General features: G+C 60.9%; 24 protein-coding genes. 6 read left to right on the top strand and 18 right to left on the bottom strand.

Going from position 1 to position 25,251, the window contains the following annotated elements; translation table 11 throughout:
* Position 1: 1 nt before the first annotated feature.
* Together KGA82_RS04195 and KGA82_RS04190 are read right to left on the bottom strand one after the other, a co-directional pair.
* Positions 2 to 670, bottom strand: coding sequence for an ABC transporter ATP-binding protein (locus tag KGA82_RS04195; protein ID WP_008043609.1), 669 nt, complete (start codon positions 668 to 670; stop codon positions 2 to 4).
* Between the two features lie 162 nt (positions 671 to 832).
* Entirely contained in the window at positions 833 to 1,639 is an 807-nt protein-coding gene (locus tag KGA82_RS04190; protein WP_223449674.1) for a class I SAM-dependent methyltransferase, read from the bottom strand.
* Positions 1,640 to 1,808: 169 nt separating this feature from the next.
* On the opposite strand from KGA82_RS04190, the gene KGA82_RS04185 reads away from it, so the two are divergent.
* The gene (locus KGA82_RS04185; RefSeq protein ID WP_008034150.1) at positions 1,809 to 2,204 is read left to right on the top strand and encodes a hypothetical protein; all 396 of its coding nucleotides are present in this window, start codon (positions 1,809 to 1,811) and stop codon (positions 2,202 to 2,204) included.
* Here the strand turns inward: KGA82_RS04185 and KGA82_RS04180 are convergent.
* The 6 genes from KGA82_RS04180 to KGA82_RS04155 all read right to left on the bottom strand — a co-directional run bounded on the left by KGA82_RS04180 (position 2,195) and on the right by KGA82_RS04155 (position 11,101).
* On the bottom strand, positions 2,195 to 3,622 hold the full coding sequence (locus KGA82_RS04180; protein ID WP_008043613.1) for a sigma-54-dependent transcriptional regulator: 1,428 nt from the start codon (positions 3,620 to 3,622) through the stop codon (positions 2,195 to 2,197). The genes KGA82_RS04185 and KGA82_RS04180 overlap by 10 nt on opposite strands.
* A complete protein-coding gene (locus KGA82_RS04175; protein ID WP_008034155.1) occupies positions 3,591 to 5,087 on the bottom strand; it encodes a sensor histidine kinase in 1,497 nt (498 codons plus the stop codon). The genes KGA82_RS04180 and KGA82_RS04175 overlap by 32 nt, the downstream gene beginning before the upstream one ends.
* Positions 5,088 to 5,191: 104 nt before the next feature.
* Positions 5,192 to 6,208 carry an SCO family protein gene (locus KGA82_RS04170; RefSeq protein WP_008043625.1) on the bottom strand — a complete coding sequence of 339 codons (1,017 nt, stop codon included), beginning with the start codon at positions 6,206 to 6,208 and terminating at the stop codon, positions 5,192 to 5,194.
* A 17-nt stretch (positions 6,209 to 6,225) separates the two neighbouring features.
* Positions 6,226 to 9,033 carry a multicopper oxidase domain-containing protein gene (locus KGA82_RS04165; RefSeq protein WP_223449673.1) on the bottom strand — a complete coding sequence of 936 codons (2,808 nt, stop codon included), beginning with the start codon at positions 9,031 to 9,033 and terminating at the stop codon, positions 6,226 to 6,228.
* A gap of 183 nt (positions 9,034 to 9,216) precedes the next feature.
* On the bottom strand, positions 9,217 to 10,665 hold the full coding sequence (locus tag KGA82_RS04160; protein ID WP_192228733.1) for a sensor histidine kinase: 1,449 nt from the start codon (positions 10,663 to 10,665) through the stop codon (positions 9,217 to 9,219).
* Between the two features lie 256 nt (positions 10,666 to 10,921).
* Positions 10,922 to 11,101: a hypothetical protein gene (locus tag KGA82_RS04155; protein ID WP_157222791.1), complete on the bottom strand. Its 180-nt coding sequence runs from the start codon at positions 11,099 to 11,101 to the stop codon at positions 10,922 to 10,924.
* Between the two features lie 124 nt (positions 11,102 to 11,225).
* Here KGA82_RS04155 and KGA82_RS04150 point away from each other — a divergent pair, with 124 nt between their 5' ends.
* The 5 genes from KGA82_RS04150 to KGA82_RS04130 all read left to right on the top strand — a co-directional run bounded on the left by KGA82_RS04150 (position 11,226) and on the right by KGA82_RS04130 (position 17,552).
* Entirely contained in the window at positions 11,226 to 11,597 is a 372-nt protein-coding gene (locus tag KGA82_RS04150; RefSeq protein WP_223449672.1) for a DUF6124 family protein, read from the top strand.
* Between the two features lie 329 nt (positions 11,598 to 11,926).
* Positions 11,927 to 13,273 carry a hypothetical protein gene (locus tag KGA82_RS04145; RefSeq protein ID WP_223449671.1) on the top strand — a complete coding sequence of 449 codons (1,347 nt, stop codon included), beginning with the start codon at positions 11,927 to 11,929 and terminating at the stop codon, positions 13,271 to 13,273.
* 35 nt (positions 13,274 to 13,308) lie between these two features.
* Complete coding sequence (locus KGA82_RS04140) at positions 13,309 to 15,558, top strand: Ig-like domain-containing protein (RefSeq protein WP_223449670.1); 2,250 nt, start codon at positions 13,309 to 13,311, stop codon at positions 15,556 to 15,558.
* Between the two features lie 59 nt (positions 15,559 to 15,617).
* A complete protein-coding gene (locus tag KGA82_RS04135) occupies positions 15,618 to 16,079 on the top strand; it encodes a curlin (RefSeq protein WP_008034167.1) in 462 nt (153 codons plus the stop codon).
* A 27-nt stretch (positions 16,080 to 16,106) separates the two neighbouring features.
* Positions 16,107 to 17,552 (top strand): curlin, encoded by a 1,446-nt coding sequence (locus KGA82_RS04130; RefSeq protein WP_223449669.1) that lies wholly within the window; start codon positions 16,107 to 16,109, stop codon positions 17,550 to 17,552.
* 1,190 nt (positions 17,553 to 18,742) lie between these two features.
* On the opposite strand, the gene KGA82_RS04125 is transcribed toward KGA82_RS04130, so the two are convergent.
* Genes KGA82_RS04125 through KGA82_RS04080 form a run of 10 tightly spaced genes read right to left on the bottom strand, consistent with a single transcriptional unit; the run spans position 18,743 to position 25,250 of the window.
* Positions 18,743 to 19,600, bottom strand: a complete 858-nt coding sequence (locus tag KGA82_RS04125; protein WP_008034033.1) for a CsgG/HfaB family protein — start codon at positions 19,598 to 19,600, stop codon at positions 18,743 to 18,745.
* Between the two features lie 30 nt (positions 19,601 to 19,630).
* Complete coding sequence (locus KGA82_RS04120) at positions 19,631 to 20,065, bottom strand: curli assembly protein CsgF (RefSeq protein ID WP_008043342.1); 435 nt, start codon at positions 20,063 to 20,065, stop codon at positions 19,631 to 19,633.
* Positions 20,062 to 20,451, bottom strand: a complete 390-nt coding sequence (csgE, locus tag KGA82_RS04115) for a curli production assembly/transport protein CsgE (RefSeq protein WP_008034030.1) — start codon at positions 20,449 to 20,451, stop codon at positions 20,062 to 20,064. The genes KGA82_RS04120 and csgE overlap by 4 nt, the downstream gene beginning before the upstream one ends.
* On the bottom strand, positions 20,448 to 20,987 hold the full coding sequence (locus KGA82_RS04110; protein ID WP_223449668.1) for a type II secretion system GspH family protein: 540 nt from the start codon (positions 20,985 to 20,987) through the stop codon (positions 20,448 to 20,450). Before KGA82_RS04110 ends, csgE begins: the two co-directional genes overlap by 4 nt.
* The gene (locus tag KGA82_RS04105) at positions 20,962 to 21,336 is read right to left on the bottom strand and encodes a type II secretion system protein (protein WP_008034019.1); all 375 of its coding nucleotides are present in this window, start codon (positions 21,334 to 21,336) and stop codon (positions 20,962 to 20,964) included. Before KGA82_RS04105 ends, KGA82_RS04110 begins: the two co-directional genes overlap by 26 nt.
* Before the next feature lie 4 nt (positions 21,337 to 21,340).
* The gene (locus KGA82_RS04100) at positions 21,341 to 21,814 is read right to left on the bottom strand and encodes a type II secretion system protein (RefSeq protein ID WP_223449667.1); all 474 of its coding nucleotides are present in this window, start codon (positions 21,812 to 21,814) and stop codon (positions 21,341 to 21,343) included.
* Between the two features lie 2 nt (positions 21,815 to 21,816).
* Positions 21,817 to 23,655 (bottom strand): secretin N-terminal domain-containing protein, encoded by a 1,839-nt coding sequence (locus tag KGA82_RS04095; protein WP_008043349.1) that lies wholly within the window; start codon positions 23,653 to 23,655, stop codon positions 21,817 to 21,819.
* Positions 23,652 to 24,170, bottom strand: coding sequence for a hypothetical protein (locus KGA82_RS04090; protein WP_223449666.1), 519 nt, complete (start codon positions 24,168 to 24,170; stop codon positions 23,652 to 23,654). The genes KGA82_RS04095 and KGA82_RS04090 overlap by 4 nt, the downstream gene beginning before the upstream one ends.
* On the bottom strand, positions 24,170 to 24,718 hold the full coding sequence (locus tag KGA82_RS04085) for a GspMb/PilO family protein (RefSeq protein ID WP_008034015.1): 549 nt from the start codon (positions 24,716 to 24,718) through the stop codon (positions 24,170 to 24,172). The genes KGA82_RS04090 and KGA82_RS04085 overlap by 1 nt, the downstream gene beginning before the upstream one ends.
* Complete coding sequence (locus KGA82_RS04080) at positions 24,705 to 25,250, bottom strand: PilN domain-containing protein (RefSeq protein ID WP_223449665.1); 546 nt, start codon at positions 25,248 to 25,250, stop codon at positions 24,705 to 24,707. Before KGA82_RS04080 ends, KGA82_RS04085 begins: the two co-directional genes overlap by 14 nt.
* Between the last annotated feature and the right edge of the window lies 1 nt (position 25,251).

Below are 25,251 nucleotides of genomic sequence, written 5' to 3'. Positions count from 1 at the left end.
CTCAGTGCTCGTCCGCGCCAGCCAGACGGCCACGGTGCAGCACCACTTTTTCTGCCAGGCGCGCGGCCACTCTCGGGCTGTGAGTGACCATCAACAACGTCGTCGGACTGTCGTCGAGCAGTTCCAGCAACAACTTCAGCACTTCATCGCTGGTGGCTTCATCGAGGCTGCCGGTGGGTTCGTCGGCCAGCAGCAGTTTAGGTTGCGATGCCAGCGCCCGGCCCAGCGCGACTCGCTGTTGCTGGCCGCCGGACAACTGCTCCGGATAACGCCGCAACACATCGCCCAGGCCCAGACGCTTGACCAGATGTGCCTGCCAGCGCGCATCATGCCGCCCCGCCAGCCGCGCCTGGAACGCCAGATTGTCCTCCACGCGCAAACTGCCGATCAGGTTGAACTGCTGGAACACCAGGCCGATTTCGGTGCGTCGCCAGTTCGCCAGTTGCCCTTCATTCATCCGTTCTAGCTGATGTTCACCACTGCGGATGCTGCCGCTATCGACCTTGTCCAGCCCGGCGATCAAATGCAGCAAGGTGCTTTTGCCGCTGCCCGACTCGCCCATCAGCGCCAGGCTGCTGCCGGATTTCAGCGTCAGGTCGACACCTTGCAGCACCGACAGCGGACCTTGCGGAGTGGCGTAGCTTTTGAAAACGCCTTGGACCGAAAGCATGGGTGAACCTGTTTGAGGGGCGTGGGGCAAAGGATAGCGGGCCAGCGCGGGTTTTGTCCGTTGGGGATTGCGGCGCGGTTGGGGTGTCCTTTGGATTTGGGGTGAATCGAATGGCCTCTTCGCGGGCAAGCCACGCTCCTACAGGACGGTGGTGACCTTGATTCAGCACTTCACCCCCACCCACGTAAAACATAACGGCAATTGCGCCTCTCGCTGCTGATACTGATCATAAATCTCCTCCCGATTGGAGTGCGGATACTCCTTGAAATGGCTGATCTGCAACCCCGCTTCGATGGCGCCGGTGAACATCTCGCTGAGGGTGTGGACGAACCAGTAGGACGTCGCGGCCTGCTGTTCGACTTTGCCTTCGTAGACGATCGGCTGGTCCTGCACGAAAGGTTCACGGCGGAAGTACGAAGTGACCGGGCGAAAGGGATCGTCTGATTCGGGGTCGAACATTTCCAGGAACGGGTGGGTTTCGTACACCACCAACGCCCCGCCGGGCTTGAGGGTGCGGGCGACGTGGCGGAAGAATTCGCCGATGTCCGGCATCCAGCCCAATACGCCGATGGTGATCAGGGCCACATCGAACCGGTGGTGCAGTTCACTCGGCAGGTGATGAATGTCGGCCTCGACGAATTCAGGCGCGTGCGGCGAGCGGGAAGCCAGCTCCCGCGCCTGATCGAGAAACGCTGCGGACTGGTCAACGCCGACGACGCTGCGGGCACCGAGCGCAAACAGCGAAAGACTTTCGCGGCCGTTGTTGCAGCCCAGTTGCACCACGTCCTTGCCGTCGACCCCGACCTGCTCCAGCACGCCGCGCAACGTGTCGTCGATGCAGCAGAAATCGCCCAGTGCCACGGCCTTCAACAGTGACGGCCATTCGGGATTGTCTTTGTGGTGTCGGGCGGAGTCATTCCACGCATCGCGGTTGCTGGCGATGGCTTTTTCTTTGGTCAGCATTTCCATTGCACGCTCCAGAACTCGGGTTTATCAGACCGGCCCGAGTCTAGATCAGTGTTTTTGAAAAACCCATGTGGTGTTTGTTGGAATGTTGTAAGCCGGCAACGCCCCCGTACGGCAGCTATAGTTAATGGCCTTGGGGAATTGCGGGACAACCGATTTCGCAGGTGCTGCCATGAAACACACCGATTTGATGCTGTTGCTCATCTTCTGCCTGACCGCCACCACGGGGGTTCACGCGGATGACAACCTGACGCCGCCGTCCGGGTACAGCAGCGAGTTCAACTATTACGGCGAAAACCAGCCGTTCGCCCACCCCGTTCCGCCGACGTTGAGCACGGTGCCACCGCGCTCGTACATTCCCACGGCGCCGCAGGATTTCATCCCGATCTCCAGCGAGCACGTGTTCTCCGATTCACGGTTGCCGACCGTCGCGGATGCCACCGTCCGGGTGTTCATCCGCTCCTATGACCCGGAACTCGGCGTCTACGTGAACGAAGAAGTCGTCGACCCGACGTGCCTGCTGGCCTGCCTCAGTCGACAGGGCCAGGCGACGCCCGTCTACCACTGACGCTTGTCCGGGCGGGCGAGACCGAGTTTTTCGATCCGGTAACGCAGCATGTCGCGGCTCAAACCCAGCAGGCGCGCGGACTTGGTGACGTTCCAGTCGGTCTTGTCGAGCATCTTGCGCACCATGTCGCGCTCGACCTCCGGCAGGTTCATCGACTCGCTGCCGTTGTACGCCGGGCGCACTTCGTTATGGGGCGCCTCGGGCATCGCCACCGGCTCGTCCACCAGGCTCAGGCAGACGTTCAACTGGTGCGCGGCGATGGTGTCGTACTGGGCCAGCAGCACGGTTTGTTCGAGCATGTTGCGCAACTCGCGCACGTTGCCCGGCCAGCTGTAGCTCATGAGCAATTCTTCGGCCTGTTCGCTGAAATGCAGGTTCGGTTTGCCATAGCGTTTGCCGTGGATGGCGAGGAAGTGCCGGGCCAGCAACAGGACGTCTTCGCCACGGGTATAAAGGCGCGGCACCTTGATCGAAATGATGCGCAAACGGAAGAACAGGTCGCGGCGGAACTTGCCCTGCTGGACCATTTGTTCGAGGTTGCAATTGGTTGCGCTGATCACCCGCAAATCAACCTTGCGCTCCTTCACCGAACCGACCCGGCGAATGGTCCGGTCTTCCAGCAGCTTCAGCAGTTTGGCTTGCAGCAGCAGGTCCATTTCCCCGACTTCATCGAGAAACAAGGTGCCGCCATCCGCCGCTTCCACAAGGCCGACGCGACGGTCCTTGGCGTCGGTGAATGCCCCCTTCTCGTGGCCGAACAGCTCCGACTCCACCAGGTTGGAGGGAATCGACGCGCAGTTGAATTCAATGAACGGGCCCTTGCTGCGCGGGCCGTCGAAATGCAGCGCGCGGGCCACCAGTTCCTTGCCAGTGCCCGTCTCGCCTTCCACCAGCACCGGCGGCAAATCGGCGTTGGCCATCCGGCGCTCGGCGTCGAGCAACTGGCCGATGGTGTTTTTCAGGAAGACCATGGGCCCCGATTCGCCGATCAACGCCTGCACCCCCGACTTCTGCGCTTCGCGTTCCTGATAGAACGACAGCGTGCGCTCCATCCGCTCGGTGGCCAGGGCCTTGTCCAGCAACAGCTTGAGTTCCGGCAGCGCCACCGGTTTGGTGACGTAATGGAACGCGCCTTCTTTCATCGCCACCACGGCGTCTTCGACATTGCCGTAGCCGGTCATCATGATCACTTTCAGGTCCGGCGCGCTGATACGCAGCTTCTGGATCAGATCGTGACCGCTCATGCCCGGCAACGAGTTGTCGGTCAGTACGACGTCCGGGGCAAACGTGTTCATTTGCTTCAGCGCATCTTCAGCCGAGTGGCAGACCGTCACCTCGAAGTCTTTGCGTTCCAGGTAGGTCTGAAGATTCCCGGCGAGGATTTCGTCATCCTCGACCAGCAGAATGCTGTACCCCATATTCCCCTCCCGTTGCCACTTTGAAGTTCAGACAAACGCGGGTTCCTTCCTGCTCCTGGCTGGTCAGTTCGACCGAACCTTCAAAACGCTCCATTATTCTTTTGACCAGGGCCAGGCCCACACCCAAGCCGCCTTGCTTGGTGGTGAAAAACGGTTTGAAAACCATTTGTTGTTGCTGTTTGGTCATGCCCTTGCCGGTATCGCTCAGGGTCATGCGCAAGAGTCCGGACTGCGGCGACTCGATATCGATGCTCAGCACGCCGCCCTTGGGCATGGCTTCCAGGGCATTGGCGAACAGGCTATTGAGAATTTGCGTGAGCAGCACCTGTTGGCTGACGACCGGTGGGCAAACCTGCGGTGTGAATCGGACTTCGACACCGGAGCGCTTGATCAGCGCGTCAAAGGCACTCAGGGTGTCGTCGATGGCCAACACCAGGTCTACCGTTTCGTAGTCGTCATTCACCGGCCGCAACGACACCAGCAACTCGCGAACCCAGCGCGACATGCGATCGACCTGGTTGATGATGTCGCCAATGTTCTTCTGCGCGCTCTGACTGGCGATTTCCTGGGCCAGTTCGGCGCTGGAGCGAATGTTCGCCAGCGGGTTGCGCAAACTGTGGGCCACGGCCGAAGACATTTCCCCCAGCGCGACGAAGGTTTCGTTGGCGATCAGCTGTTTCTGCTGACTTTCGATCAGCTTCGCCGCACGCCGCACAATCCAGAACAGCCCCAAGTAGATGGCGGCACCACCGAGCACGGTGGCCAGCCAGATGGCCTTGAAACCGCGCTGGATACGTTCAACCAGATCAGTAGGCTCCTTGTAGACCTCGACCATGGCGATGACTTTGCTTTTGTCGGCGTTGAACATCGGGATGTAGTTTTCAACGAACAGGTACTGGGGCTCGTGCAACAGTTTTTGTTCGGGACGTTCTTCATCGACTTCGTGGTAGCTGGTGGAAACGGGCTCCTTCATTTCGAAAGATTCGTCCAGTTCATCGTCGTCTTCGATGCGTACGCCGATCAGCTCCGGGTTGGTCGACCAGACCACGGTGCGATCCTGGGCATACACCGTGGCCAACAGCAGGTCCGGCAGGTTCGCCACATGGTCGAGAAACTCGATGCGCGCCGCAGCACGTGCGCCCGGATTCACGTCGGGATGGGCGTTATCCAGGCGAGAATCGAGCATTTCGCCCATGGTTCTTTCCGGGGAAATCGATGCGTGGCGGATTTCGGCAGCACCGATGGCCTGGATAAATTGCGCGGTCAGCATGGAATCGCGTTCGATGCTCTCCTCCACCACGAAACGGGTGGAGATGTACCCCAGCCCCGCCGCCACGGCGGCAATGATCAAAAAACTGGCAAAGGAAAACCAGCGCAGCAGATTGAATTCGCCACGCCAGCTCGTGCATTCCCCCGCCGGAAGGTTCGACGGAGCAGGTACTTTTTGTTGTTCGAGTATCTGCATGGTGGGTCCTGAATTCGGTACTGGCTTGAAGCCTATTCAGTGGCGTTTCGCATCAGTGTAGGTGTCATTGATCGAGTCGGCGGTTCAATGATAGTAATTCGCCGCTATGGCACCTGCGCCGCTTGCAACGATTGCTGACGATCGGTTTCCTCCTGCAAAAAATCAATGATGGACTGCGCCGCTTTCTCATCAAGGCGCAGGTTTGGCATCGGGATTTTGTCGAAGCGTTGAAACAGTTCCAGCGCAATCGGGTCTTTTTCGGCCAGCATGCGATCCGGTTCTCGGATCCAGCGATTGAGCCAGGCGGGATCGCGCACGCGGGTTACGCCGATCAGGTCCGGGCCGATGGCGCGCATGCCGATGCCCTGCCCGTCTTGCGGCCCGAGGCTGTGGCACGAGGCGCAACGGGTGCGAAACAACTCTTCGCCGTTGCTCGGCGGGCGGATCTCGGGCGCATCGGCATAATTTTCTTCAACACTGGGTTGCTTCCAGTTCTGCAAGGTATTGGCCAACTGATCGGCGAGGATCCATGGGTTCTCGAACGGTGAGGCTTTCATCCAGCGACCGGTGCCCTGGTTGCCGACGATCAGGCTCAGGTTGTGGTCCTTGCTGCGACCGTTGTCGACGCCCTCGATGAACAGCCCGAGCTTTTTGCGCAGGTCGGTGACGGCCTCGAACTCCCCGGTGAGGAACTGCCAGCCCGGTCCGACTTTGAAGCGCTGCGCGTAGGCCTTGAGCACCTCGGGTGTATCGCTCAACGGGTCGATGCTGATCGAGTAGAAAAAAATATCCTGGCCGACCCGGGGCCCCAACAACTGCTGCACCTGGCGCAGGCGCGCGGTTTCCAGCGGGCAGGAATCGCTGCACGTGGTGAAGATGAAGTTGATCACCACCACTTTGCCTTTGATCATGTCATCGAAAAAACGCACCTGCCGACCGTCCTGGTCGGTCAGCAAGGTGTTGGGAAAGTAATCGCGCCCCCAGGGTGTCGCCGATTCCGTCGGCGACGGCGACAGTGCACCTTCATGAGCGAGCAGCACCTGGCTGGCCAGCAAAAACGTCACCAGTACCAGAATCAGGTGCATGCCCAGTGCGCGGGAGCGCGGCGTGTGCAGTGTCATGTCGGCTCCCCTGCGGATCATGGCTTGATCACCACTTGTGGGCCGTAGCCATCGCCGGTGCGGAAGGTTGGCAGTGCAGCAGAGTTCACGTAGCGCACGCCATCCCAGCTCGGCAGCGGAACCGGCATCAATTGCAGTTGCCCCGGTTTCTCAACGTCCCAACGCAACAGCATGGAGTTGTCTTCATGTTGAGTGTTGTGGCAGTGCTCCATGTACGTCCCGGCGAATTCGCGGAAGTGGATCGCAATCTCGACGCTGTCCAGGCCGTCCTTTTCCGGACCGATGCGGTACACGTCCTTACGTGCCCATTTTTCCCACTCTGGTGGTAGCTTGCCGCCGCGACTGAGGATGATCCCCTCCTCGAAGTGCACGTGAACCGGGTGGCTCCAGCCCTCGCCGCCGAGCTTGATGTTCCACACTTCCAGCGTACCGAAGCCCGTGGCGCCGGCATCGGTCGGGCCGGAGGCCAGTTTGGTCGAGACGTTCAGCCGACGAGGGTCCATTCTGAAACCGAAACCGCCGTCGGTCTTGATTGTCCACGGCGCCGAATCGGTGCCGTCGGAACGACCGAAGGTGAAGGTGCGATGACGGGCCTTGGCCAGCAGCGCCTTGTCGGCCACATTATCGCGGTGAATTTTCAGCGGGATCATCACCAGGCCTTCAGCCTTGCCCGGTTTGGCCGGTTCATAGGCCGCCGGGTCCATGGCCAGGTCCTGACCGGTGTAGGCCTTGACGTTGAATTGCAACACTTTGCCTATCGCCGGATCACCATCCTCCCACTTCGGCCCCTTGCTGGATTGCCTGATGACGGCCTTGTACTTCTCGGACAGCACGTCAGCCAGGGCGACGGGTTCTTCCGGGCCCTTGCCGTCTTCGTGCACCAGCAGGTTGACGAAGAACAGCTTGTCGCCCGCCTTGACCCCGTTTTTCGAGAAATTGACGACGATGTCGAAACGTTCGGCGATGCCCATGGTTGGCAGGATCGCGTTGTGATTTTGAGTATCGCCGTCGGCATCCAGGTCCATGGTGCCGTCGAACGGCACGGCGTGTTCCATGATGTTGCCGTCGTTGGCAATCATGTGGAACGGCACGCGGGCGTACGACAAGCCTGACCCGACAGGCCCTGGGAACTCGCCACCGGTGCCCTTGATCTCGCGCACCAGCGCCAGTTTGAAGTAGCGCGATACCGAGCCATTGAGCATGCGGAACCGATAGCTGCGGGCGCGCACATCCAGGACCGGTTTCCACTGCCAGTTGACCAGCACCTGATCACCGAGGAAGCCGTCGGTATTGAACGGGTTAAACCACAGTTGACCGTTCTTGTCCCACGCTTTATCAGCAAACAGCAGGTTGACGTCGTAGTCGCGGTTGCCCCAAGGCAAGGCGTTGCCACTGGGTAAACGCAGGTTGACGCCGTCATTCACCGCTTCATTGCCACGGTCCAGGGCGCTGTAGTAGTTCATCATCGCCGCGTTGCCCTTGTAGACGTTCTGCGCGGTGAAATCGAGCATGTGGTCGTGAAACCAGTGGGTGCTCATGGTTTCGCGCCAGTCGCCACGGATCTTGATCGTGCCGTTGTCGCAGGTCTTGCGGCTGGGGATGAGGTCGTTGGTCCACAGGGTTTCGCCCGGCGAGCACGGAAAAGCTGCACGCGGGTCTGTAGCCGTGGTGTTGATGCTGTCGTAGCCGGCCAACTGGATCGGCCAGCGATAGTCGTAGAATTGCCCGGGGAAGAAAAATGCGTTGGCATAACCGTCGCTTTCCGCCGGTTGGTGACCGTTGTGTTCGTGGGTGCTGAGGGTGTGCAGACCAAAACCCATGTTCGCCGACGGGTCGATCGGCAAGGCGTTGTAATGGCGCATCAGCACGGGTTGTCCGTAACGCACCATGAGCAATTTCGGCGGCAAGGTGCCGTCGAAGGTCCAGACCGATTTGTGGTTCTGCACCGGCATTTTCGGGTGAAAACGCGCATCGACGCCTTTGGCGGTGCCTACGGTCGTCGGCAGGCCAGCCACATTGTAATAGAGGCCACCGGGGCCAAACTCGCCCATGGCATAGCGGTGCATCTGACGACTGTCACGCAACCCGGTATTCACCCGTGCGCCGGATTGCACAGTCTTGTAGGCGATCTGCGGGTAAAACTCGTTCCAGCGCTGGTGCGACCAGCCTTTTCCTGGTGGACGGCCTTCAGCCGACGAACCGATACGGCGGTTGAGGAAAAATTCGATCTGCTTCTGCCAAGGGTTGCGGTCGACCACGTTGGAATAATGGCTGGGAAACGGGGTCAGTCCGGGTTGGCGCATGAAAGCGTCGAGCGCCGCACTCGGCGGAGCGCTGCGAGCGACGCTGGTGGGATCCTGTTGCGGCAGCGGGCCGATGGCGGCCGGTGGAAACGGCAACTGCGCCGCCGGGGTGGTGGGGTCGAGTTTTTCCGGACCGAACTCTTCGAACAGCACCAGTTGCTGGGTGAACGGCAGAGCACCGTACAACGGGCTGGGTTTGCCGTTGGTAGGGTAATTGAAGCTGGTCTGTATCGCCGGCGGAAGGACGTTTTCCTTGAGCGGGGTCTCTCGGGTGCCTTTGACGCCAGCCGGCAAGTCGAAGGCATCCAGGTTGGCGGGGGGCATGGTCAAAATGGCGTTCAAGGCACCTACCTTGTCAGCCGGCTCGTCGTAATACGCCGAAGGGTCGGAAGGTGGCGGCTGCCCCTCGTCGTCGATCGGGCTGGCGCGCAGGCTCGTTGTGCCGAGCGTCATGGCCACAAAAACGCTAAGGGGCGTCAGGAGACCAAACCATTTGCAGGGGTGCAGCGCTTTTCTGTCCATCACCAGCCGCCTCGAAATCGTGAAGGGGGTAATGGGGGTTTTGCAAGGAGCTCGCCAGACTTGCTACAGCCTATACAAACGCACTAATGCTCGTTAAAACAATGGCTTATCAACATCAATTTGCCATGCCCTGAAAAACGACTGGGGAATGACACCCGCAACCGGGGAAAGTTCGTCCCCATTTCAGGGACTGCGTTGGAACGACAGGCGAACACTTGTGCCCTCGCCCTCGCGACTGTCCAGGCTCACCGTACCGCCGCAGCGCTCCATAATCCGCTTGACCAGTACGAGCCCGACGCCGAGCCCGCCTTGTTTGGTGGTGAAAAACGGCCGGAAAGCCATGCTGCGCTGTTCCTCGTTCATGCCTCTGCCGGTATCGCTCACCACCACGCTGACGTCTCGGGCATCCGTCGGCTCCAAAATGACGGTGAGCGTGCCGCCCTGGTCCATGGCCTCCAGCGCGTTGGCCAGCAGACGGTTGAGTATCTGCGTCAACTGCATCTGCTGGCTCAGGACCATGGGCGTGTCCTTCGGCTCGAACACCACATGAACGCAGGCCTTGGCGATCTGCTGCTCGAAGGCCATGAGGCTGTCGTGCACCGCCGCCACCAGGTTCACCGGTTCCGGTTCATCGGTGAGCGGGCGCAAGGATTGCAGCAATTCCCTGACCCACGTCGACATGCGATCGACCTGACCGATGATGTCGTTGATGTTTTGGTGCGCCGGGCCATTGTCGAACTCCAGCGCCAGTTCGGCACTGGAGCGAATGGTCGCCAACGGGTTACGCAAACTGTGGGCCACCGCCGATGACATCTCACCCAGGGCGACAAAGGTTTCGTTGGTGATCAATTGTTTTTGCTGCGCCGCCAACAGGATCGCCGCACGCCGCACGATCCAGTACAGCCCCAGATAAATCAGCCCGCCGCCCAGTGCGGTGGCCAGCCAGATCAACACCAGACCGCGCTCCATGCGGCTGATCAGGTCTTCGGGTTCCTTGTAGATCTCGACCATCGCCGTGACGTGCTCGCCGTCGGCATCGAACAGCGGAATGTAGTTTTCGATGAAGATGAATTCCGGCGGCGAGACGAACTTTTGCTCCATGCGTGTCTTGTCGACGTCGTGATAACTGGTCGACACCGGCGTCCTGGAGGCGAATGCGCGCTCAAGGTCTTCGTCGGCATGGATCGTGGTGCCCATCAACGCCGGGTTGGTCGACCAGATCACCATGCGGTCGGGGGCGTAGATGTTGGCAAGGATCACGTCAGGCAAGTGCTCGATGTGGTCGAGAAATTCGCCCCGGGCGTTGGCGCGGGCCATCGGGTCTACGTCGGGGAAATCCTTGTCCTTGCGCGGGTCCAGCAGCTCGCCCATGCTGCGCACATTGGGAATGGAGACGTGGCGAACCTCAGTCAAGGCAATCGTCTGAATGAACTGCGAGGTCAGCAATGCATCGCGCTGCACGCTCTCGGTAATCACAAATCGCGTGGACACAGCCCCCAGCGCCACCGCCACCGTACCAATCACCGCCATGCTGATGAGGGAAAACCAGCGCAGCAGATTGAACGGTTGCTTTCGCGAGCTCAAGCGCACATCGCCCTCTTCGGACTGGAGCGATTGTGTGGGCATGTTCATGGGCGTACTTCCCGGCGATTCCCCCCATTGGTTATAGCCCACGGTCAGGCATTTGCCCGGTATTGGGTGTTGACGTGACGATCCGCTGTTGGATCCATCAATCGATACACGTTGTAACCGTTCGGCAAACACACATTCAGTGGTTTTGCCTTTGCAAACTGCCACGAGCACAGTCTGGCGCTTCCGCGATTTTCAGCAGTGCTTGCTCATGTTTAACCACGCGTGTTTAAAAACACTTCGTGTTACTTCGCGCAGGCTACAACGCCTTGCGCCATTGCCTACGCTTGCGCCAGAATCCGCCGGCTTGTGCGCCTTGATCTTGGGCTTTATCGTTTTCCGGTCGCTGAAAATCAGTGATCGGGTTTGGTAGCCCGAGCTGCATAAGGTGCATTGCATCGCCATTTGAGGCTTCTGGTCTCGCATTTATGGTGGTCATGCACAGGGCGCCTTCGGGCGCGCCGGTTTCCTTGTGCCCGGTCTACCAACCTGCGTATGGCCACCACCCCTCGTTTGGTAGCGAGGGTGATGGCTCCTTGTTGTTAGCATAAGGAGTTTTATTTATGTTCAAAGTAACGCCCAATCCACCGGACACCGATCCGGCATCGCCGCAAGACAATCCCGATTCAGAAGCACATCGTGAGGCAGTCAATCGCGCCCTCGATTTCTACTTCGACCCTGCCGCCCAGAACGCTCACATCAAAGCCACTCCGCGAACACCCACCACCCTGTTTATCGTCAACCCGGAACTCGATACCGAAACCCTGCTGGCCCATGCGTGTGAATCCCTGGCATCGGCCAATGTCATGGCGACAGATCTGGCGGATCAACTGGACGGGACATGCCGCAACTCCCTGCTGGGGATTGCGCAAGTCATCATGCTGGGCGAGTTGGCGGTGAATCGGGCGCTGGATCAATTAGCCCCCACCGAGTAGCGACTGCGTCCAGCTGTCTGTAGGAGCTAGCTTGCTCGCGATGGATTCACGATCGCCGCGCTTATCCAGATAACACGCGTCTTCGTTAGCGCCCATCGCGAGCAAGCTTGCTCCTACAGCTTTCCCGCCCTCCCCGGCATCCCCATCGCCCCCCAATGCTGGGGACAGTCGCCCGTTGGTTCGTCCGGCATCCAGGCAACGCTTAATAGCGAAACGCTGTAATGCCGGGCCTCTGCCGGCCGTTTTCAACGATTGGTACGGAAGTTGCCGACTCCCCCGTCAACTGACCCACCCCCCCAAGGGGCAGGTCTCTGATAGAGGGAATACTCATGCACCCTTTACTGTCCAAAACCACGATCGCCCTGGTCGTGTCCGCTCTGGCCCAAGGCGTCGCCCAGGCTGCGCTGTTTGCTGTCGACCCCGGCCCCTATGTTCCCGCCAACGGTAACTTCGCTTCCTGGTATCAGGACACCCACGGTCGAACCCTCGACTTGTGCCTGTCCAAGGCCGTCAGCTCCAGGGTTCCAAGTGCGCCCGGCGCACCGTCCTACATGTGCCTTTTGAATCCGAATCCCGGCATTTTCGATGACACTCAACCCATCGTTTTCCCGACCAACTTCCCCGACGAAGCGTTCTGGTTCACCGGCGACGGATCCATCGTCGATGCCGCACGGGGCATCGACCTGACCTATGTCAGCGCCGTTGAAGCCGCGTTCAGTGGTGGCGACCCGCTGGAAGGCGACCAGGTCAGTTTTGGCCGTATCCGTATTCGGGTCGACGTGCCCACGGCAGGCACCTATGTCATCACCCACCCTTACGGCGTCGATGTATTCAACGTCGATACCCCCGGGCGCCGCGCGATCAACATGACCCGGGACATCGGCATCGGCTCGCCGAAAACCTACGACGGTGCGCTCAAAGCGGACATCGGCCCTTTCCTGCGCAGCCTCAACGGCCCTTACATCGAGCCCAACCCGGTTACCGGTTCAACCGACACGTTCGTGGGCGATCCGAACCTGGAAGAGGCTTTCACCGGCAGCCCTTTCAATACCAACTACATCCGCATTGAAGGGCCTAACGGACTGGACTTGCGCACGACGGTGATGGCCATTTCCGGCAAGTTATCGACGCTCGTTCGCCCCACTCCGATCATTGCCGAACGCAGCACCTATTCGCGCACAGCCGGCGCCAGCGCTCCGGTGGCCCACCAGGATGTTTTCGTCATGGCCCCGCCACCACCGGCCACCGTGACCCTGGACAGCAACACCCCGGTGTTGAACCTGACCGAGGCCAACACCACCGGCCACTGGTACGCCCAGTCAGCCACCAACCCGACATTGCCGAGCAACTTGCTGGTGACGGCCGACAACCATCTGGCCATCCCTACCAGCACGCCAACCTCCTTGTCCTTGCCGCTGACCGACCTGGTGGTGATTTCACGGGCCGAGTACAGCCTGAGCAGCGGGCAAATCACGGTAGTGGCCTCGACCAGCGATGAAACATCGCCACCGATTCTCACCGCCACCTCCGGCACGGGTGTCGCCATCGGCGCCCTCAGTGGCAGCGGCGCAGAGAAATCCCTGTCGACCGGCATCTCGCCGATTCCACCGGCCAAGGTTCAGGTGACGTCATCCAATGGCGGCAGCGATACCGAAGAAGTGGTCATCGTGCAATGAACGCTCTCATGCCCAGATCCGCATCAGGAGGCATCATGAACAAGTGGCCACGCTTCGCGCTCAAGGCGCTCGGGCTGACTCTTTCGCTGTCCGGCAGTGCGTTCGCGCAACTCACTGCCGTCGATCCCGGCCCCTACACTTTCGCCACGGGGAAATTCCCCATGTGGTATCAGGACAGTAATTTGCTGTCGCTGGAACTGTGCCAGTCACGGGCTACCAGCACGCGGGCACCGGGTGCTCCTGGCGCCCCCTCATATATGTGCATCCTGAATCCGGAGCCCGGCATCTTCGACGACACCCTGCCGATGGTGTTCCCGGATAACTGGCCACCGGAAGCGTTCTGGTTCCTCGCCGAGACCAGCATCAACGATGTTGGAGGTTATGGCGTGGATGCCTACGTGGCCGGGATTGAAGCGGCGTTCGCTGCGGAAAACCCTGTCGACGGCGATCAGGCCAGCTTCGCGCGGATTCGCCTGCGGGTGAACATACCTGTCGCGGGCACCTACACCATCACCCACCCGTACGGCGTGGAAACAGTCAACGTCACCACACCGGGCCGCCGGGCGATCAACATCACCCGCGACATCGGCATCGGTGCACCGGGCAACTTCGCCGGGGCACTCAACGGGGAGGTCGGGCCATTTCTTCGCAGCGTCAATGGGCCGTACACCGAAGTGAATCCGGACACCGGCGCCATCGAGACATTCGTGGGTGATCCGAACCTCAGCGAAGCGGTCACCGGCAGCCCGTTCAACAATAACTTCCTGCGTGTCCAGGGTCCGGCCGGGACCATTCAGACCAACCTCTTTACCGTGTCCGGCAAAGTCCTCGACAGCCGTGCGCAAACCCCTGTGGAAATCGGCCGCGCCACCTACCGCCGCCTCCCGACAGGTCCGGGCACGAGCAGTACCCGGGTAGAAGTCTTCGGCAAATCGGCCATCAGTTCGAGCCTGTGCTTCCGTGAAACCGTGCCTCTGGTTCCCGGACCACCGCAATCGCCCTGCCTGGTCACCATGCTCGGCAACAACACCGGCCAGTTCTTTGGCCATCGTCTGACAGGCAGCACGGTTCCTCCGGTGGTCGTGGTCACCGCGACCGACCCGAGTGGCACCAACCGGCCAACGGCGGTGTCGAGCAAAGTCACCGACATCGTGAAAATCCAGACCGCACGCTACAACTGGAGCAATCACAGCCTGCTGATCGAAGCCACCTCGTCAGACGAAGTCGTGGTGCCGGACATGGTCGCTCAGGGCTTCGGACGGCTGACGAAAACCGGCACTTTGCAACGCCTGACCGTTGCCGATCTGTCGCAGCCACCGGCCAGTGTCACGATCAAATCCGCCGCCGGCGGCAACGACACCGAACCTGTGGTGGTGATCGGCACACAACCGAACAGCGGTGAAAACCAGGCGCCGCTGGCCGTTGCCGACACCGGCAGCACCAGCTTCGGGGTGCCGATCACCCTCAACCTGCTGGCCAACGACAGCGACCCGGACGGCAACACGCCATTGAGCATCGTCGCGCTGACCCCGCCGGCCGCCGGGCAAGGCACCGTGGCGATGAGCGGCACGACCGCCGTGGTCTACACACCGCCTCCCGTAGTCACTGCACCGCTGACCACGACCTTCACCTACAAGGCGCAAGACATCAAAGGCCTGGCCTCGGCCACTCCGGCGACCGTGACCATCACCGTGGCGCCTAACCGGCCACCGGTGGCCGTCGCCGACAGCGTCGCAACCCTGGGCGTGGCGATACCGATCAGTGTGCTGGCCAACGACACCGATCCGGAAGGCAACGTGCCGCTGGCGGTCGCCAGCTTCACACAACCACCGAACGGTCGCGGCAGCGTCAGCAGCAACGGTACGGTGATCACATACACCCCACCGGCCAACTTCACCACGGCGTTCACCACGACCTTCACCTACTTCGCCCGGGACAGCTTCGGCGCCCAGTCGACGGCACCGGCGACGGTCACCGTGCAAGTCTCGCCACGGCCACCGGCAGAAACCTTCACGGTGACCACGGCAACGGTGTCGGCACGCTCCAACAACCGCTTCACCTGGGACTTCGCGGGCACCTCATCGGTGACCACCGGCAACGTCGTCACCATCCGGGTGAGCACCCCGACCGGGTTGGCAACCCTGGGTACCGCCACGGTGGCGGTGACCGGTCGCTGGCGGCTGACGGTGAACAACACCACCACGGTGATTCCATCGGCGAACCCGACGGCCACCATCACCTCGTCCCAAGGCACCGTGCGCACCGTGACGGTGATCTCCAACTGAGCCTTGGCCCCATCGGTCACGTGGCCGATGGGGCTGGCCTCTTGCGAAAGGACAGTCTCATGAAAACGTCGACCGCCGCCCTGCTCTGCCTGCTTCTGCTCTGCAGCAGCGCGGGCGTGCGCGCCGACGATCTGATGGAGAACGATGACCTGGGCCCCGGCACCGACCTCGGCGAGTTGCCTCCGCCGATTGGCCAGCACGCGCTGATCGACCAGAACGGTCAGGCCAACGTGGCGCTGCTGCAACAGAACGGCCAGTCGCTGCTCGGCACCATCGTCCAGTCGGGGAGCAATCAGGAAGCCTACATCCTGCAACAAGGCAGCGACCTGATGGCAATGATCACTCAGCAAGGCTCCGGCAACTCGGCCTCGATCACCCAGACCGGTAGCCAGAACCGCGCGCAGATAGCCCAGAACGGCAATAACAACGACGCCAGCATCGACCAGGCCGGCACGGGACTTTCCAGCGCCGTGACCCAATCGGGAAACGGCATGAGCGTTTCAGTCAAACAATACCGCTAAAGCACCGCACCACATGGAGGTTTCATCATGTTCAAACTGACGCCCCTCACCGCCGCGATCCTGGTCATTGCCAGTGCCCATGCGTTGGCCAACGACAGCATTTCCACCCAGGACCAGGTCGGCACCGCCAACATCGCCAATGTGAAACAGACCAAGGCCCCCTACAGCACCGCCACCCAGCAGCAACTTGGCGAAGGCAACGATGCGGCTGCGGTGCAGGACTCGGCCACCAGCACCATCGACCAGAACCAGGTCGGTGAATACAACGCCGGTTACGCCGAGCAATTGTATGAAGACAACAGCACCATCACCCAGAAACAGACCGGCAGCTTCAACACCAGCCATGCCAGTCAATCGATCGGCGCGGGCGGCGGCGAAGTGCTGCAACAGCAGGAAGGCAGCGGTAACTTTTCGTTCGTCTATCAGGACAGCCAGGAGGGCACTTCCGGTCAAACCTTCCAGTACGGCGACAGCAATGAAGCCAACATCGAACAGATCCAGCCCGGCATCGGCAACATGGCGGTGATCATCCAGTACGGCACCACCAACTACGCCACCGCCGAACAGATCAACCACATGGGCGGCCAGATCGACATCAACCAGACCGGCGCCAACAACTATGCCTACGGCGACCAGCGCAACGGCGACGGCGGCAACCTGACCATCAACCAGAACGGCGACGGCAACGGCACCGAGATCTGGCAAGACGGGCAAGCGGGCAGCACGGCCACCGTCGACCAGATGGGCGAGACCAACGAAACCGTGGTCGACCAGAGTTTCGGCGAAAACAACACCGCTCAGGTCTTCCAGGTCGGCAACCTCAATGCGATCTACGCCGACCAGTTCGAGTCCACCGGCTCGACCCTGGCGCTGTACCAGACGGGTACGGGCAACGTGCACTTCACTTACCAGTCCGGCGAAGGCCATTCGCTCACCGCGACTTCGGTGGGTAGCGACAACAAGGTCTACGCCAGCAACTGGAAAGGTCCGCAAAAAGGTGGTCAATTTGGCAGCAACCAGAACGCAACCATCACTCAGAACGGCAAGGAAAACATTGCCAACTTCACCCAGGACGGCGTCGGCCATGTCATGACCACCAGCCAGACCGGCATGGGCAACAAAACCATCGTCAGCCAGGCGGAGAACTACAACGAGCTGTACTTCGATCAGAACGGCACCGACAACGTCCTCATCGCCGACCAGCGCGGCACCACCAACCTGGTCGAGGGCAGCAGCAACGGCATGAACAACCGTAGTGAATTCGACCAGTCCGGTACCGGCAACCTGGCCTCTACCAGCCAGTGGGGCAACGATAACAAGATCACTCTGAAACAGACCGACAGCATGAATGTGGCGTATGTGACCCAGAGCGGTATCGGGAACATTGCCAATGTTGATCAGAGCGGCGTGACGCAGATGGCGACCATTCAACAGGTGGGTATGGATAACCAGGCGACGGTGTTGCAGCAGTAATTGCGGGGGTATAAAAAACCGCGGCCCTTGAGGGGGGCGCGGTTTTTTTGTGGCCTGCTTTCTGTAGGAGCCAGGCTTGCCGGCGAAGGCGTCTTGACAGGCGACGATTATCTTTCAGGTTTACATATCCATTGCTGCGGTAACGGCCGCTATGGGTTTCGCCCTTACGGCGAGTCACTTGGAGAAGCGCCAAGTAACCAAGCGCTCTTGCCCCTTTCGTTCGGTGCCTCGCCTAGGCTCGGCATGCCCTCGCTCCGGTCCTGCTCCGAGGGCCCGCCGCCATCGGCCATCCATGGCCGGGGGCGGCTAACCCGGCATCCATGCCGGGTTGCCCACTGCGCAGAACCTGCGCTCGGCCTCTCGAGGGGGCGTTCAGATCAAAAGCGCAAGGCGAGCTAACGCTCGGCCTGATGAGTGGTGGAAATCAAAAGCAAATGCAGATCCCTGTAGGAGCCGGCTTGCCGGCGATGGCGGTGGGTCAGTCGACGCATTTATCGCCTGAAAGGACGCCATCGCCAGCAAGCTGGCTCCTACAAGGGAAATGCATATGTGTTGGATAAATACGATCCCCTGTAGGAGCCGGCTTGCTGCGGGCGGCGTTCCGACGATAGCGGTGGATCAGTCAACGTATGTATTGGCTGGACAGACGCCATCGCCAGCAAGCCGGCTCCTACAGGGGGTGGGGGCATTCGTGGGTGAAGGGTCGGCTGCCAAGCCGCCTTCGCGAGCAAGCATCGCTCCTACGAAGAGCCAAGCAACGCACCCGCCCTTCACCACTCATCAGGCCGAGCGTTAGCTCGCCTTGCGCTTTTGATTTTGATCTGCCCGCCCCTTCGGGAGGCCGAGTGGAGGTTCTGCGCAGTGGGCAACCCGGCATGGATGCCGGGTTAGCCGCGCACGGCCATGGATGGCCGATCGCGGCGGGCCCACGGAGCAGGACCGGAGCGAGGGAACGCCGAGCCTTAGCGAGGGGCTGGACGCTGGGGCAAGACCTTTTGGTTCCTTTTGGGGCGTTTGCCAAAAGGGACTCGCCGTAAGGGCGAAACCGTAAGTGGCCGTTACCGCAGGAATGGATATGTACACCCGAAAGAAAATGGTCCGCCATAAGGCCGCCATCGCCAGCAAGCCGGCTCCTACAGAGGTTCGGGGGTACATCCGCATGAACCAGGTCGGCCCGGAGGCCGCCTCGGTCACTCTTCTTCAGGCACCACCTTGTTCTGGGTCAGATACCGGTCAAGCGTCTCACCGCTCTCAGGCGAATTATCCCCCGCCACCTGCCACAAACGCCGCTCGATCCCCTGCGCCAGAAGATGCCCCACCGCCGCCTCGATCGCCGACAACACACACAACTGCGCCGGCTCGTTGGTGGTGTAGCCAACCTCCGCCTCAAGCAACTTCTTGAACTCGATAAACTTGAACACCCCGGCACTACGGCCCACAGAGTAAATCGTCTTGCTGGTCATCACATTGGCCAGCACCTGCCCACTGCGCACATCCACCGCCCGCAGGTTCACCGTGACCTGATCCACCCGATACTCCCGGGAAATATCGATCCCCAGGTAACGCGCCCCTTCCCCGCCGCTTTTCACATTGGTGTCGTACGCAATAATCCCGCCCTCAAGCATCATGTTCGCCGCTTGCAACGGCGGCAGTTCGCCCTGGATATTCACCGGCGTGTTCGGTTTTTTCTGCGAGGCGCGGATGATCTTGCGCTCGGTCAGCAGGTTCTGCAGCCCCTCCCGTTCCAGCACCACAAACCAGCCGCTGGCCTGCAACGCATCCATCAGCATGCTCGCCGCGCCTTGAGTGACGCTGGTAGAAAACGAACTGGCCGGGGTCGGTTTGTATTGCCCGGTCTGGTCGCGGAAACCGTACACCACCGCCATCAACCGCCCCTTGGGTCGTGGCATGTTGATCAAGTCGTAGTAGGTCGAAGCCCTCGGGGTCAGCGTCGGGGTTTCGGTGTCCTGCTCAGCCCCGATCGGCTCGCGCAGACTGCACCCCTGTAACGCCGCCAACATCAGCCCTAGCACCATTATTCTTTTCATATCCTTCCCTCCCCATCAACCCGGATCCCTTCAAGGGGCCAGGCCGCTCACCTGAATTTCGGAAACTTCACCGGTCGCTCGGTCGGTCACGACGATGGTCAATTGGCCGGAGTCGTCGACCACGTTGACGATAAAAGCGTCGGTGGTCAGGCTCCCGGTGTTGCCCGCGGAAATGTTGTCCAGCAACTGCCCGAGCAACCGCGACTGCAACTGACTGGAGAACCGCTCCAGCGCCGAAGTACCGGCCGCGGCGGTGCGCTTTTTCAAGTCAGGATCGTCGTAATCGTTTTGCGCCTGGGCGTTGTTGAGCAGCCAGGTCCCGTTCAGCGGGTTACCGCCAAACGAGGGGTTGATGGGCGTGTAGACCAGTTCGGTGGCCTGGACCAGGCCACAACTGCCGAGCCCGACCAACCAGATGCCTGCCCTTGAAAACAGGCGGTGCTGCGAGAACGTTGTGGTTTTCATAGTTCGTCCCTCTCAAGGTCCGTTGTGTCCTGCAACAAGGCTTCCAGCTTGCGCTGGACGATCTGCCCGCGGACCCAGTCGGCGGCGTCATAGGCCTCTTCCTTGAGTTCCACGGTGTTCGGCGGCAAAAAACGCCGGTAAACCAGACGCTGCTGATATTCCACAGTGACCAGTGCGCCCCACCGCGCCGAAGGTCGTTCGCGTACCACCAGGTTGAAATCCATCGGGCTGGTGGCGCGCAGGCGTTCACTGAACGAGTAGTAAAAGTCGTGACCGATGTGCGAGATCGTGTCATCGACGATGAACCCCATCATTTCGTCCTCTTCGCCGGCCGTGGCGGCAGCAGACGCCAGCATCAGGATCACGGCCACGCAGAATCGATTCATGGCAGCAACGCTTCGGGCGATTGTGACTGGCCCTTGGCAGGTCCCGATGTGCCCTCGAGAAAGGCTTTCTCGGCCACGAACTGCCAGTCCTTGTAACTCGCCATACCGGCAAAATCCGACCACTGAGAGGGGAAGTCCGCCTGCTTGAGCGGCGTGTCCGTGGAGGCGCTGTTGAGGCCGGTGATGCGGCCGTCGAAACCACGCATCAGGCTCCATTCGCCGCCGCCGATCGGGTCCGGATACAGCTGCCGGATATGGTGTTTTGGGCTGGGAAAACGCTCGTCCTGCAACAGGTCTACCAGCTCCTTCGGGTATTGCGCCAAGCCTGGTGAACTGCGGTAGTAGCTGCGCAATGCCTGGGCGTATTGCGTGCCGACCCAGAGCAGCTGGCGCTCACGATCACGGCGCGAGAGGGTTGACCACAACTCGCCGGCAGTGGCCAGGCCCATGCCCATCAGCATGATCAGGAACAGCACGCCCAGGTAAGTGAAACCGCCCTCGTTCGAAGGTTTACCACTCGGAATAGAGGCTGCCATCACGCGCCCTCCCTGTGGCCCCGCTTTTGATATCGGCGACGCCACCCGGTACGCCGTCCGGTGGTGCGACCATGACCCAGAGGTCCTTGCGTTCGGCAATCGGATCCATCGGCGGGTTGCGCAGGTAGCGTTGTTCCACCAGTTGCTCAAGGGAATCGGGATAACGCCCGGTGTCGCCGTAGTAGTGATCCAGGGCTTCGCGCATCACCGACAGGCTCTGGCGCAGCGTGGTCTCTTTCGAGGCCTCGAGGCTGTTGAAATAACGTGGCAAGGCGATGGTCATCAGGGTTGCGATGATTGCCATGACCACCATCAGTTCCAGCAGGGTAAACCCCTTTTCCCGACGCATAAGCTCACCACTCCCGGTAGGCGATGCCGTTAAGCCCTTTGCCACGCGCCTGGGAATAAACGTCAAAGACGTCTTGGCCCTCACGCGGGTTTTGAGCCGTGCTGTCATAGGAGCGCAAACCCCAGCCGCCGTCGTCGTCACGCTTGACCGGCTTCAGCGGGTCATGGGGCACGCGCCGCAGAAAATAGAACTTGGCCCCCTTGGCGCTGCGCACATCGCGCACCCCCTCCACCAACACTTTCAGGTTCGGCGGATAGCCGCTGCTGTTCAGGGACTTCTCGATGTAACCGGCGTCGAATGCGCGTTTGTACGCGTCGATGGCATCGCGAATCTGGTACAGCGCGGTGCGCAGTTCCTGCTCTTTGCCCCGGCGCACCACGGTCTCGGTCAGCGGCGCGGCCATGCCGGCCAGCAAGCCGACCAGGGCCAGCGTCACCACGACTTCGATCAGGGTAAAACCGCGTTGCGAGGCGCTCATGATCAAGGCTTCTCGATAAACACTTGAGTGGTTGAAGCCGCCACCGGCCGATCGATGTGCTCGTTCTGAATGGGCGGTTCCATCTGCCGGTCCGGTGCCTGAATGCGCATGCTGGTTTCGGTGCCGGTCGGGAATTCCATGTCCGACGGGCTCTGGTACGGCAGGTTGCGCACGATCCGTGGCGTGATCGACAGCACCAGTTCCGATTTGCTGACGTTGTCCTTGTTGCTGCCGAACAACCGGCCCAGGCCAGGAATGTCGCCAAGCCCCGGAATCTTGTTGCCGGTGGCGCCATGGTCGTTACGCATCAGGCCGGCGAGAATCTGGGTTTCGCCGTCATGCAGGCGCAGGGTGGTCTGGGCGTTACGGGTATCGACCTGCACCGGAATCGTGCCCTGGCGGGTCGGTTCCAGTGGCGTGGCGTTACTCACTTCCAGCGCGATCTTGATCGCCACTTCGTTGTTCAGGTGCACGGTCGGCTGCACTTCCAGCTTCAGACCGACGTCCAGGTAGGTGACGCTTTCGGTGATCACCGGGCCTTGGGTCGACGGCACCGACGTGGCGCTGATGATCGGCACGCGCTGACCAATGTGGATGCGCGCCTGCTCGCGGTTGCTGACACGAATCACCGGGCTGGCCAGGGTGTTGATGTCGTTGTCCTGGGCATTGATCTTGGCCTGCGGCGAAGGCGAGATGGTGATCCGGCTGGAGTCGATGCCTTTCAATTGATCGAGAATCTGCACCGGCGAACCGTCGCCGTTGACCACGCCGAAGGTGTTCGGCCATTGCAGGCCGAGGTCGAGAATCCGTTGGGTGGCGACCTCCATCACCTCCACTTCCAGCACCACTTCGGGGTTGGACTGGTCTTGCGATTGCAGGAGTTTTTCCGCCATGCGGATCGCGTCTTCGGAGTCGCGCATGGTCAGGGTGTTGAGGCGCTCATCGACAAACACGTCGCGGGTCTTGAGCATGGTTTTGATCATGTTCAGCGCGGTGTTGGCATCGATACTGGTCAGGTAGAAGGTGCGCATCACCAGCTCCTGGTAATCCTTGAGCTTTTGCGGTGAGTCCGGGTAGATCAGCAAGGTGTTTTCGTTCACCACTTTCTGATGCAACTGGTTCTGTTGCAGCAGCAGTTCCACAGCGTCTTCGATGCGTACGTCACGCACGAAGATCGTGGCTTTCATGTCCGGGCGCAGGTCCTTGTCGAAGATGAAGTTCAACCCGGCGACCTGGGACAGCACCTCGAAAATGGTTTTCAGGTTGGCGTCGCGAAACTCCAGGGTCACGGGCCGTTCCAGGCGTGTGCGCAGTTGTGGGTACTGGATGACGTTGCGGCTCTGGACCAGACGGATGTTGCTTTGCAGTTCCAGGGCGCCTTCATTTTTCGGGTCCAGTTCGAGGATCTGTTTGACCTGACGGTCGGCCCCGTAGATGTCGCCGCGACGCAAGTCGCCACGGGCCAGCTCGAGTTTTTCATCGAGGCTGCGCATGTAGTCGAGCTGGCGCATTGCATCCTGGGCACGCCGGTTGTTCGGTTCGATGGTCAGCACCCGGTTGTAGCTGACGCGCGCGGCGGCGAAGTCCCGGTGCGAACGGTCGGTGTCAGCCTCGGTCAGCAGCGCGGTAATCGCCTTGGCGTGGGCGGAGTTGCGGGCCAGGTGCAGTTCGGTATTACGAGGGTTTTCCCGCAGCCCTTCTTCAATACGCGCCAGGCCGGCCTCGTATTGACCCTGCTCGATCAGCTCGGACGCTTCCTTGTTGGCGACCTGGGCAGAACTGCACGCCACCAGCCCGGCACACGCACAGCAAAAGCTCATCAGCAAACGGGATCTATTCATGGCGTGCTCCCCATAGACAAGGTCTGGGACAAATGCAAAGGCAGGTAGACGAGGCTCAGTTCCACATCGGAAATGCCCACGATCCGCCAGGTTTCGTCGATCACATCCCCTTTGCGTACGACGTATATTTTTTCTCCGCTCAGCAGAAACACTTGCTGGTCTGAACGATCATCCATGCGCCCGATAAACTGGAAAGGCATTGGCGGTGCACTGGGGACGGTCACCACCGGGGTCACGTTGACGGGTTGTTCAGTGACGCTGGCGAGCGTCGGTTCAGCCTTCCAGCTGCGGGCGGCGAACAGGTCGCCCGCCGGGCTCAAGTCCTTGATCACAGCGGCTTTGCCGGTGGCTGGCGCGGCAGGCAGGGCACCGCGGGTTTTGCTGTTGGCCGCCGTGGCCACGACGGTGACGGCCGCCTCGCCGTCGTCCGCCGACATCCAGTAATCAGGCAACCAGGCCAACCCCGCCGCTACGCCGAAGAACCCCACCCACCCCGCTACGCGTTTGGTATTCATCATGACCTCGACAGGTAGAGGGTCATGCGGATCCGCCCGGTCAGGTCGGTGTCGGCGATCTTTTTACGCTGGAACTCCACGTCCTCCACCACCACCGCCGGCAACTGACCGAGCAAGGCATGCAGGAAGCGCCGCAGTTGCGGGTAGCTGCCACGCACCGGCAGCAGAATCTGATAGCGCGCCAGATGGGTCTTGGGGTCGATGCCCAGGGCATATTCACCGCGTGCCAGGGTGATGTGTTCCTGGGCCGCCAACGCGTAGATCTTGTCGATCGCCACCGTGGCTTGCGGCTGCGAAGGCAGCTTGCTGCGGAAATCGTCGAGCTGACGTTGTGGCACCACCGGCGCGGCGACGCTGCCGTCCTCAACCCTGGCCAGGTATTCACCGGCTTCGCGGGTCTGTTGGCTGAGCTGTTGCAGCGACTGCCAGTCCGGCATCAAGCCCGCCAGGCCATAGACCGACGCCAACGCCAGCAGCGCCATCCCTGCCAGACCGGGAATGCCCAGGCCTTGCAGGTATTCGTGGACGATCAGTCTAGGGATTTGCATCGCCAATCTCCCAGGTAGCCGACAGGTTGAATTGCACCGGGTGCTCGGGCACGTTGGCCACGATTTCGTGGCTCAGCAGCGACACATCGGACAGCTCGTCGCTGGCCTCCAGGTTGCGGTGGAAGTCGAGCATGGCGTCGAGGTCTTTCGCCTCGGCGCTGATCCGCACCTGGCCTTTGCGCGCATCGGGGGTCAGGGTCAGCAAGGCGATATCGCCCCGGGGCATGGCTTCGAGCATGGCGAACAGGCGCTCCCACGGCCGGCGCAGTTGCTGCGAGACCTTGCGCATCTCGGCGAGGTTTTGTGCCTGCTCGCGGATTTGCGCCGGGGTCAGGCTGACCGTGCCGCCATTGTCGCCGGTGAGGACGCGCTGGGCGGTTTGCAGATGGCCCTGTTGTTGCGCGGTCTGATCACTGAGGTGTTGCTGAACCAGCACGCAAATCAGGCTCAACACCACGCCCACGGCCAGCAGGCTCCAGCCCAGGGGGCCCGAGCGGCGGCGCGGCTGAAAGTCGAGCATCAGGGCGCGCATG

The organism is Pseudomonas sp. BF-RE-22 (assembly GCF_019956155.1).
Lineage (GTDB): Bacteria > Pseudomonadota > Gammaproteobacteria > Pseudomonadales > Pseudomonadaceae > Aquipseudomonas > Aquipseudomonas migulae.
The sequence above is the reverse complement of the archived record's forward strand: the minus strand, read 5'-3'. Positions and strand labels throughout refer to the sequence as shown.

Bases quoted from the DNA above. Each gene is read 5' to 3' on its own strand.
- KGA82_RS04195 (WP_008043609.1), bottom strand. From the start codon at position 670: ATGCTTTCGGTCCAAGGCGTTTTCAAAAGCTACGCCACTCCGCAAGGT.
- KGA82_RS04190 (WP_223449674.1), bottom strand. From the start codon at position 1,639: ATGGAAATGCTGACCAAAGAAAAAGCCATCGCCAGCAACCGCGATGCG.
- KGA82_RS04185 (WP_008034150.1), top strand. From the start codon at position 1,809: ATGAAACACACCGATTTGATGCTGTTGCTCATCTTCTGCCTGACCGCC.
- KGA82_RS04180 (WP_008043613.1), bottom strand. From the start codon at position 3,622: ATGGGGTACAGCATTCTGCTGGTCGAGGATGACGAAATCCTCGCCGGG.
- KGA82_RS04175 (WP_008034155.1), bottom strand. From the start codon at position 5,087: ATGCAGATACTCGAACAACAAAAAGTACCTGCTCCGTCGAACCTTCCG.
- KGA82_RS04170 (WP_008043625.1), bottom strand. From the start codon at position 6,208: ATGACACTGCACACGCCGCGCTCCCGCGCACTGGGCATGCACCTGATT.
- KGA82_RS04165 (WP_223449673.1), bottom strand. From the start codon at position 9,033: ATGGACAGAAAAGCGCTGCACCCCTGCAAATGGTTTGGTCTCCTGACG.
- KGA82_RS04160 (WP_192228733.1), bottom strand. From the start codon at position 10,665: ATGAACATGCCCACACAATCGCTCCAGTCCGAAGAGGGCGATGTGCGC.
- KGA82_RS04155 (WP_157222791.1), bottom strand. From the start codon at position 11,101: ATGACCACCATAAATGCGAGACCAGAAGCCTCAAATGGCGATGCAATG.
- KGA82_RS04150 (WP_223449672.1), top strand. From the start codon at position 11,226: ATGTTCAAAGTAACGCCCAATCCACCGGACACCGATCCGGCATCGCCG.
- KGA82_RS04145 (WP_223449671.1), top strand. From the start codon at position 11,927: ATGCACCCTTTACTGTCCAAAACCACGATCGCCCTGGTCGTGTCCGCT.
- KGA82_RS04140 (WP_223449670.1), top strand. From the start codon at position 13,309: ATGAACAAGTGGCCACGCTTCGCGCTCAAGGCGCTCGGGCTGACTCTT.
- KGA82_RS04135 (WP_008034167.1), top strand. From the start codon at position 15,618: ATGAAAACGTCGACCGCCGCCCTGCTCTGCCTGCTTCTGCTCTGCAGC.
- KGA82_RS04130 (WP_223449669.1), top strand. From the start codon at position 16,107: ATGTTCAAACTGACGCCCCTCACCGCCGCGATCCTGGTCATTGCCAGT.
- KGA82_RS04125 (WP_008034033.1), bottom strand. From the start codon at position 19,600: ATGAAAAGAATAATGGTGCTAGGGCTGATGTTGGCGGCGTTACAGGGG.
- KGA82_RS04120 (WP_008043342.1), bottom strand. From the start codon at position 20,065: ATGAAAACCACAACGTTCTCGCAGCACCGCCTGTTTTCAAGGGCAGGC.
- csgE (WP_008034030.1), bottom strand. From the start codon at position 20,451: ATGAATCGATTCTGCGTGGCCGTGATCCTGATGCTGGCGTCTGCTGCC.
- KGA82_RS04110 (WP_223449668.1), bottom strand. From the start codon at position 20,987: ATGGCAGCCTCTATTCCGAGTGGTAAACCTTCGAACGAGGGCGGTTTC.
- KGA82_RS04105 (WP_008034019.1), bottom strand. From the start codon at position 21,336: ATGCGTCGGGAAAAGGGGTTTACCCTGCTGGAACTGATGGTGGTCATG.
- KGA82_RS04100 (WP_223449667.1), bottom strand. From the start codon at position 21,814: ATGAGCGCCTCGCAACGCGGTTTTACCCTGATCGAAGTCGTGGTGACG.
- KGA82_RS04095 (WP_008043349.1), bottom strand. From the start codon at position 23,655: ATGAATAGATCCCGTTTGCTGATGAGCTTTTGCTGTGCGTGTGCCGGG.
- KGA82_RS04090 (WP_223449666.1), bottom strand. From the start codon at position 24,170: ATGAATACCAAACGCGTAGCGGGGTGGGTGGGGTTCTTCGGCGTAGCG.
- KGA82_RS04085 (WP_008034015.1), bottom strand. From the start codon at position 24,718: ATGCAAATCCCTAGACTGATCGTCCACGAATACCTGCAAGGCCTGGGC.
- KGA82_RS04080 (WP_223449665.1), bottom strand. From the start codon at position 25,250: ATGCGCGCCCTGATGCTCGACTTTCAGCCGCGCCGCCGCTCGGGCCCC.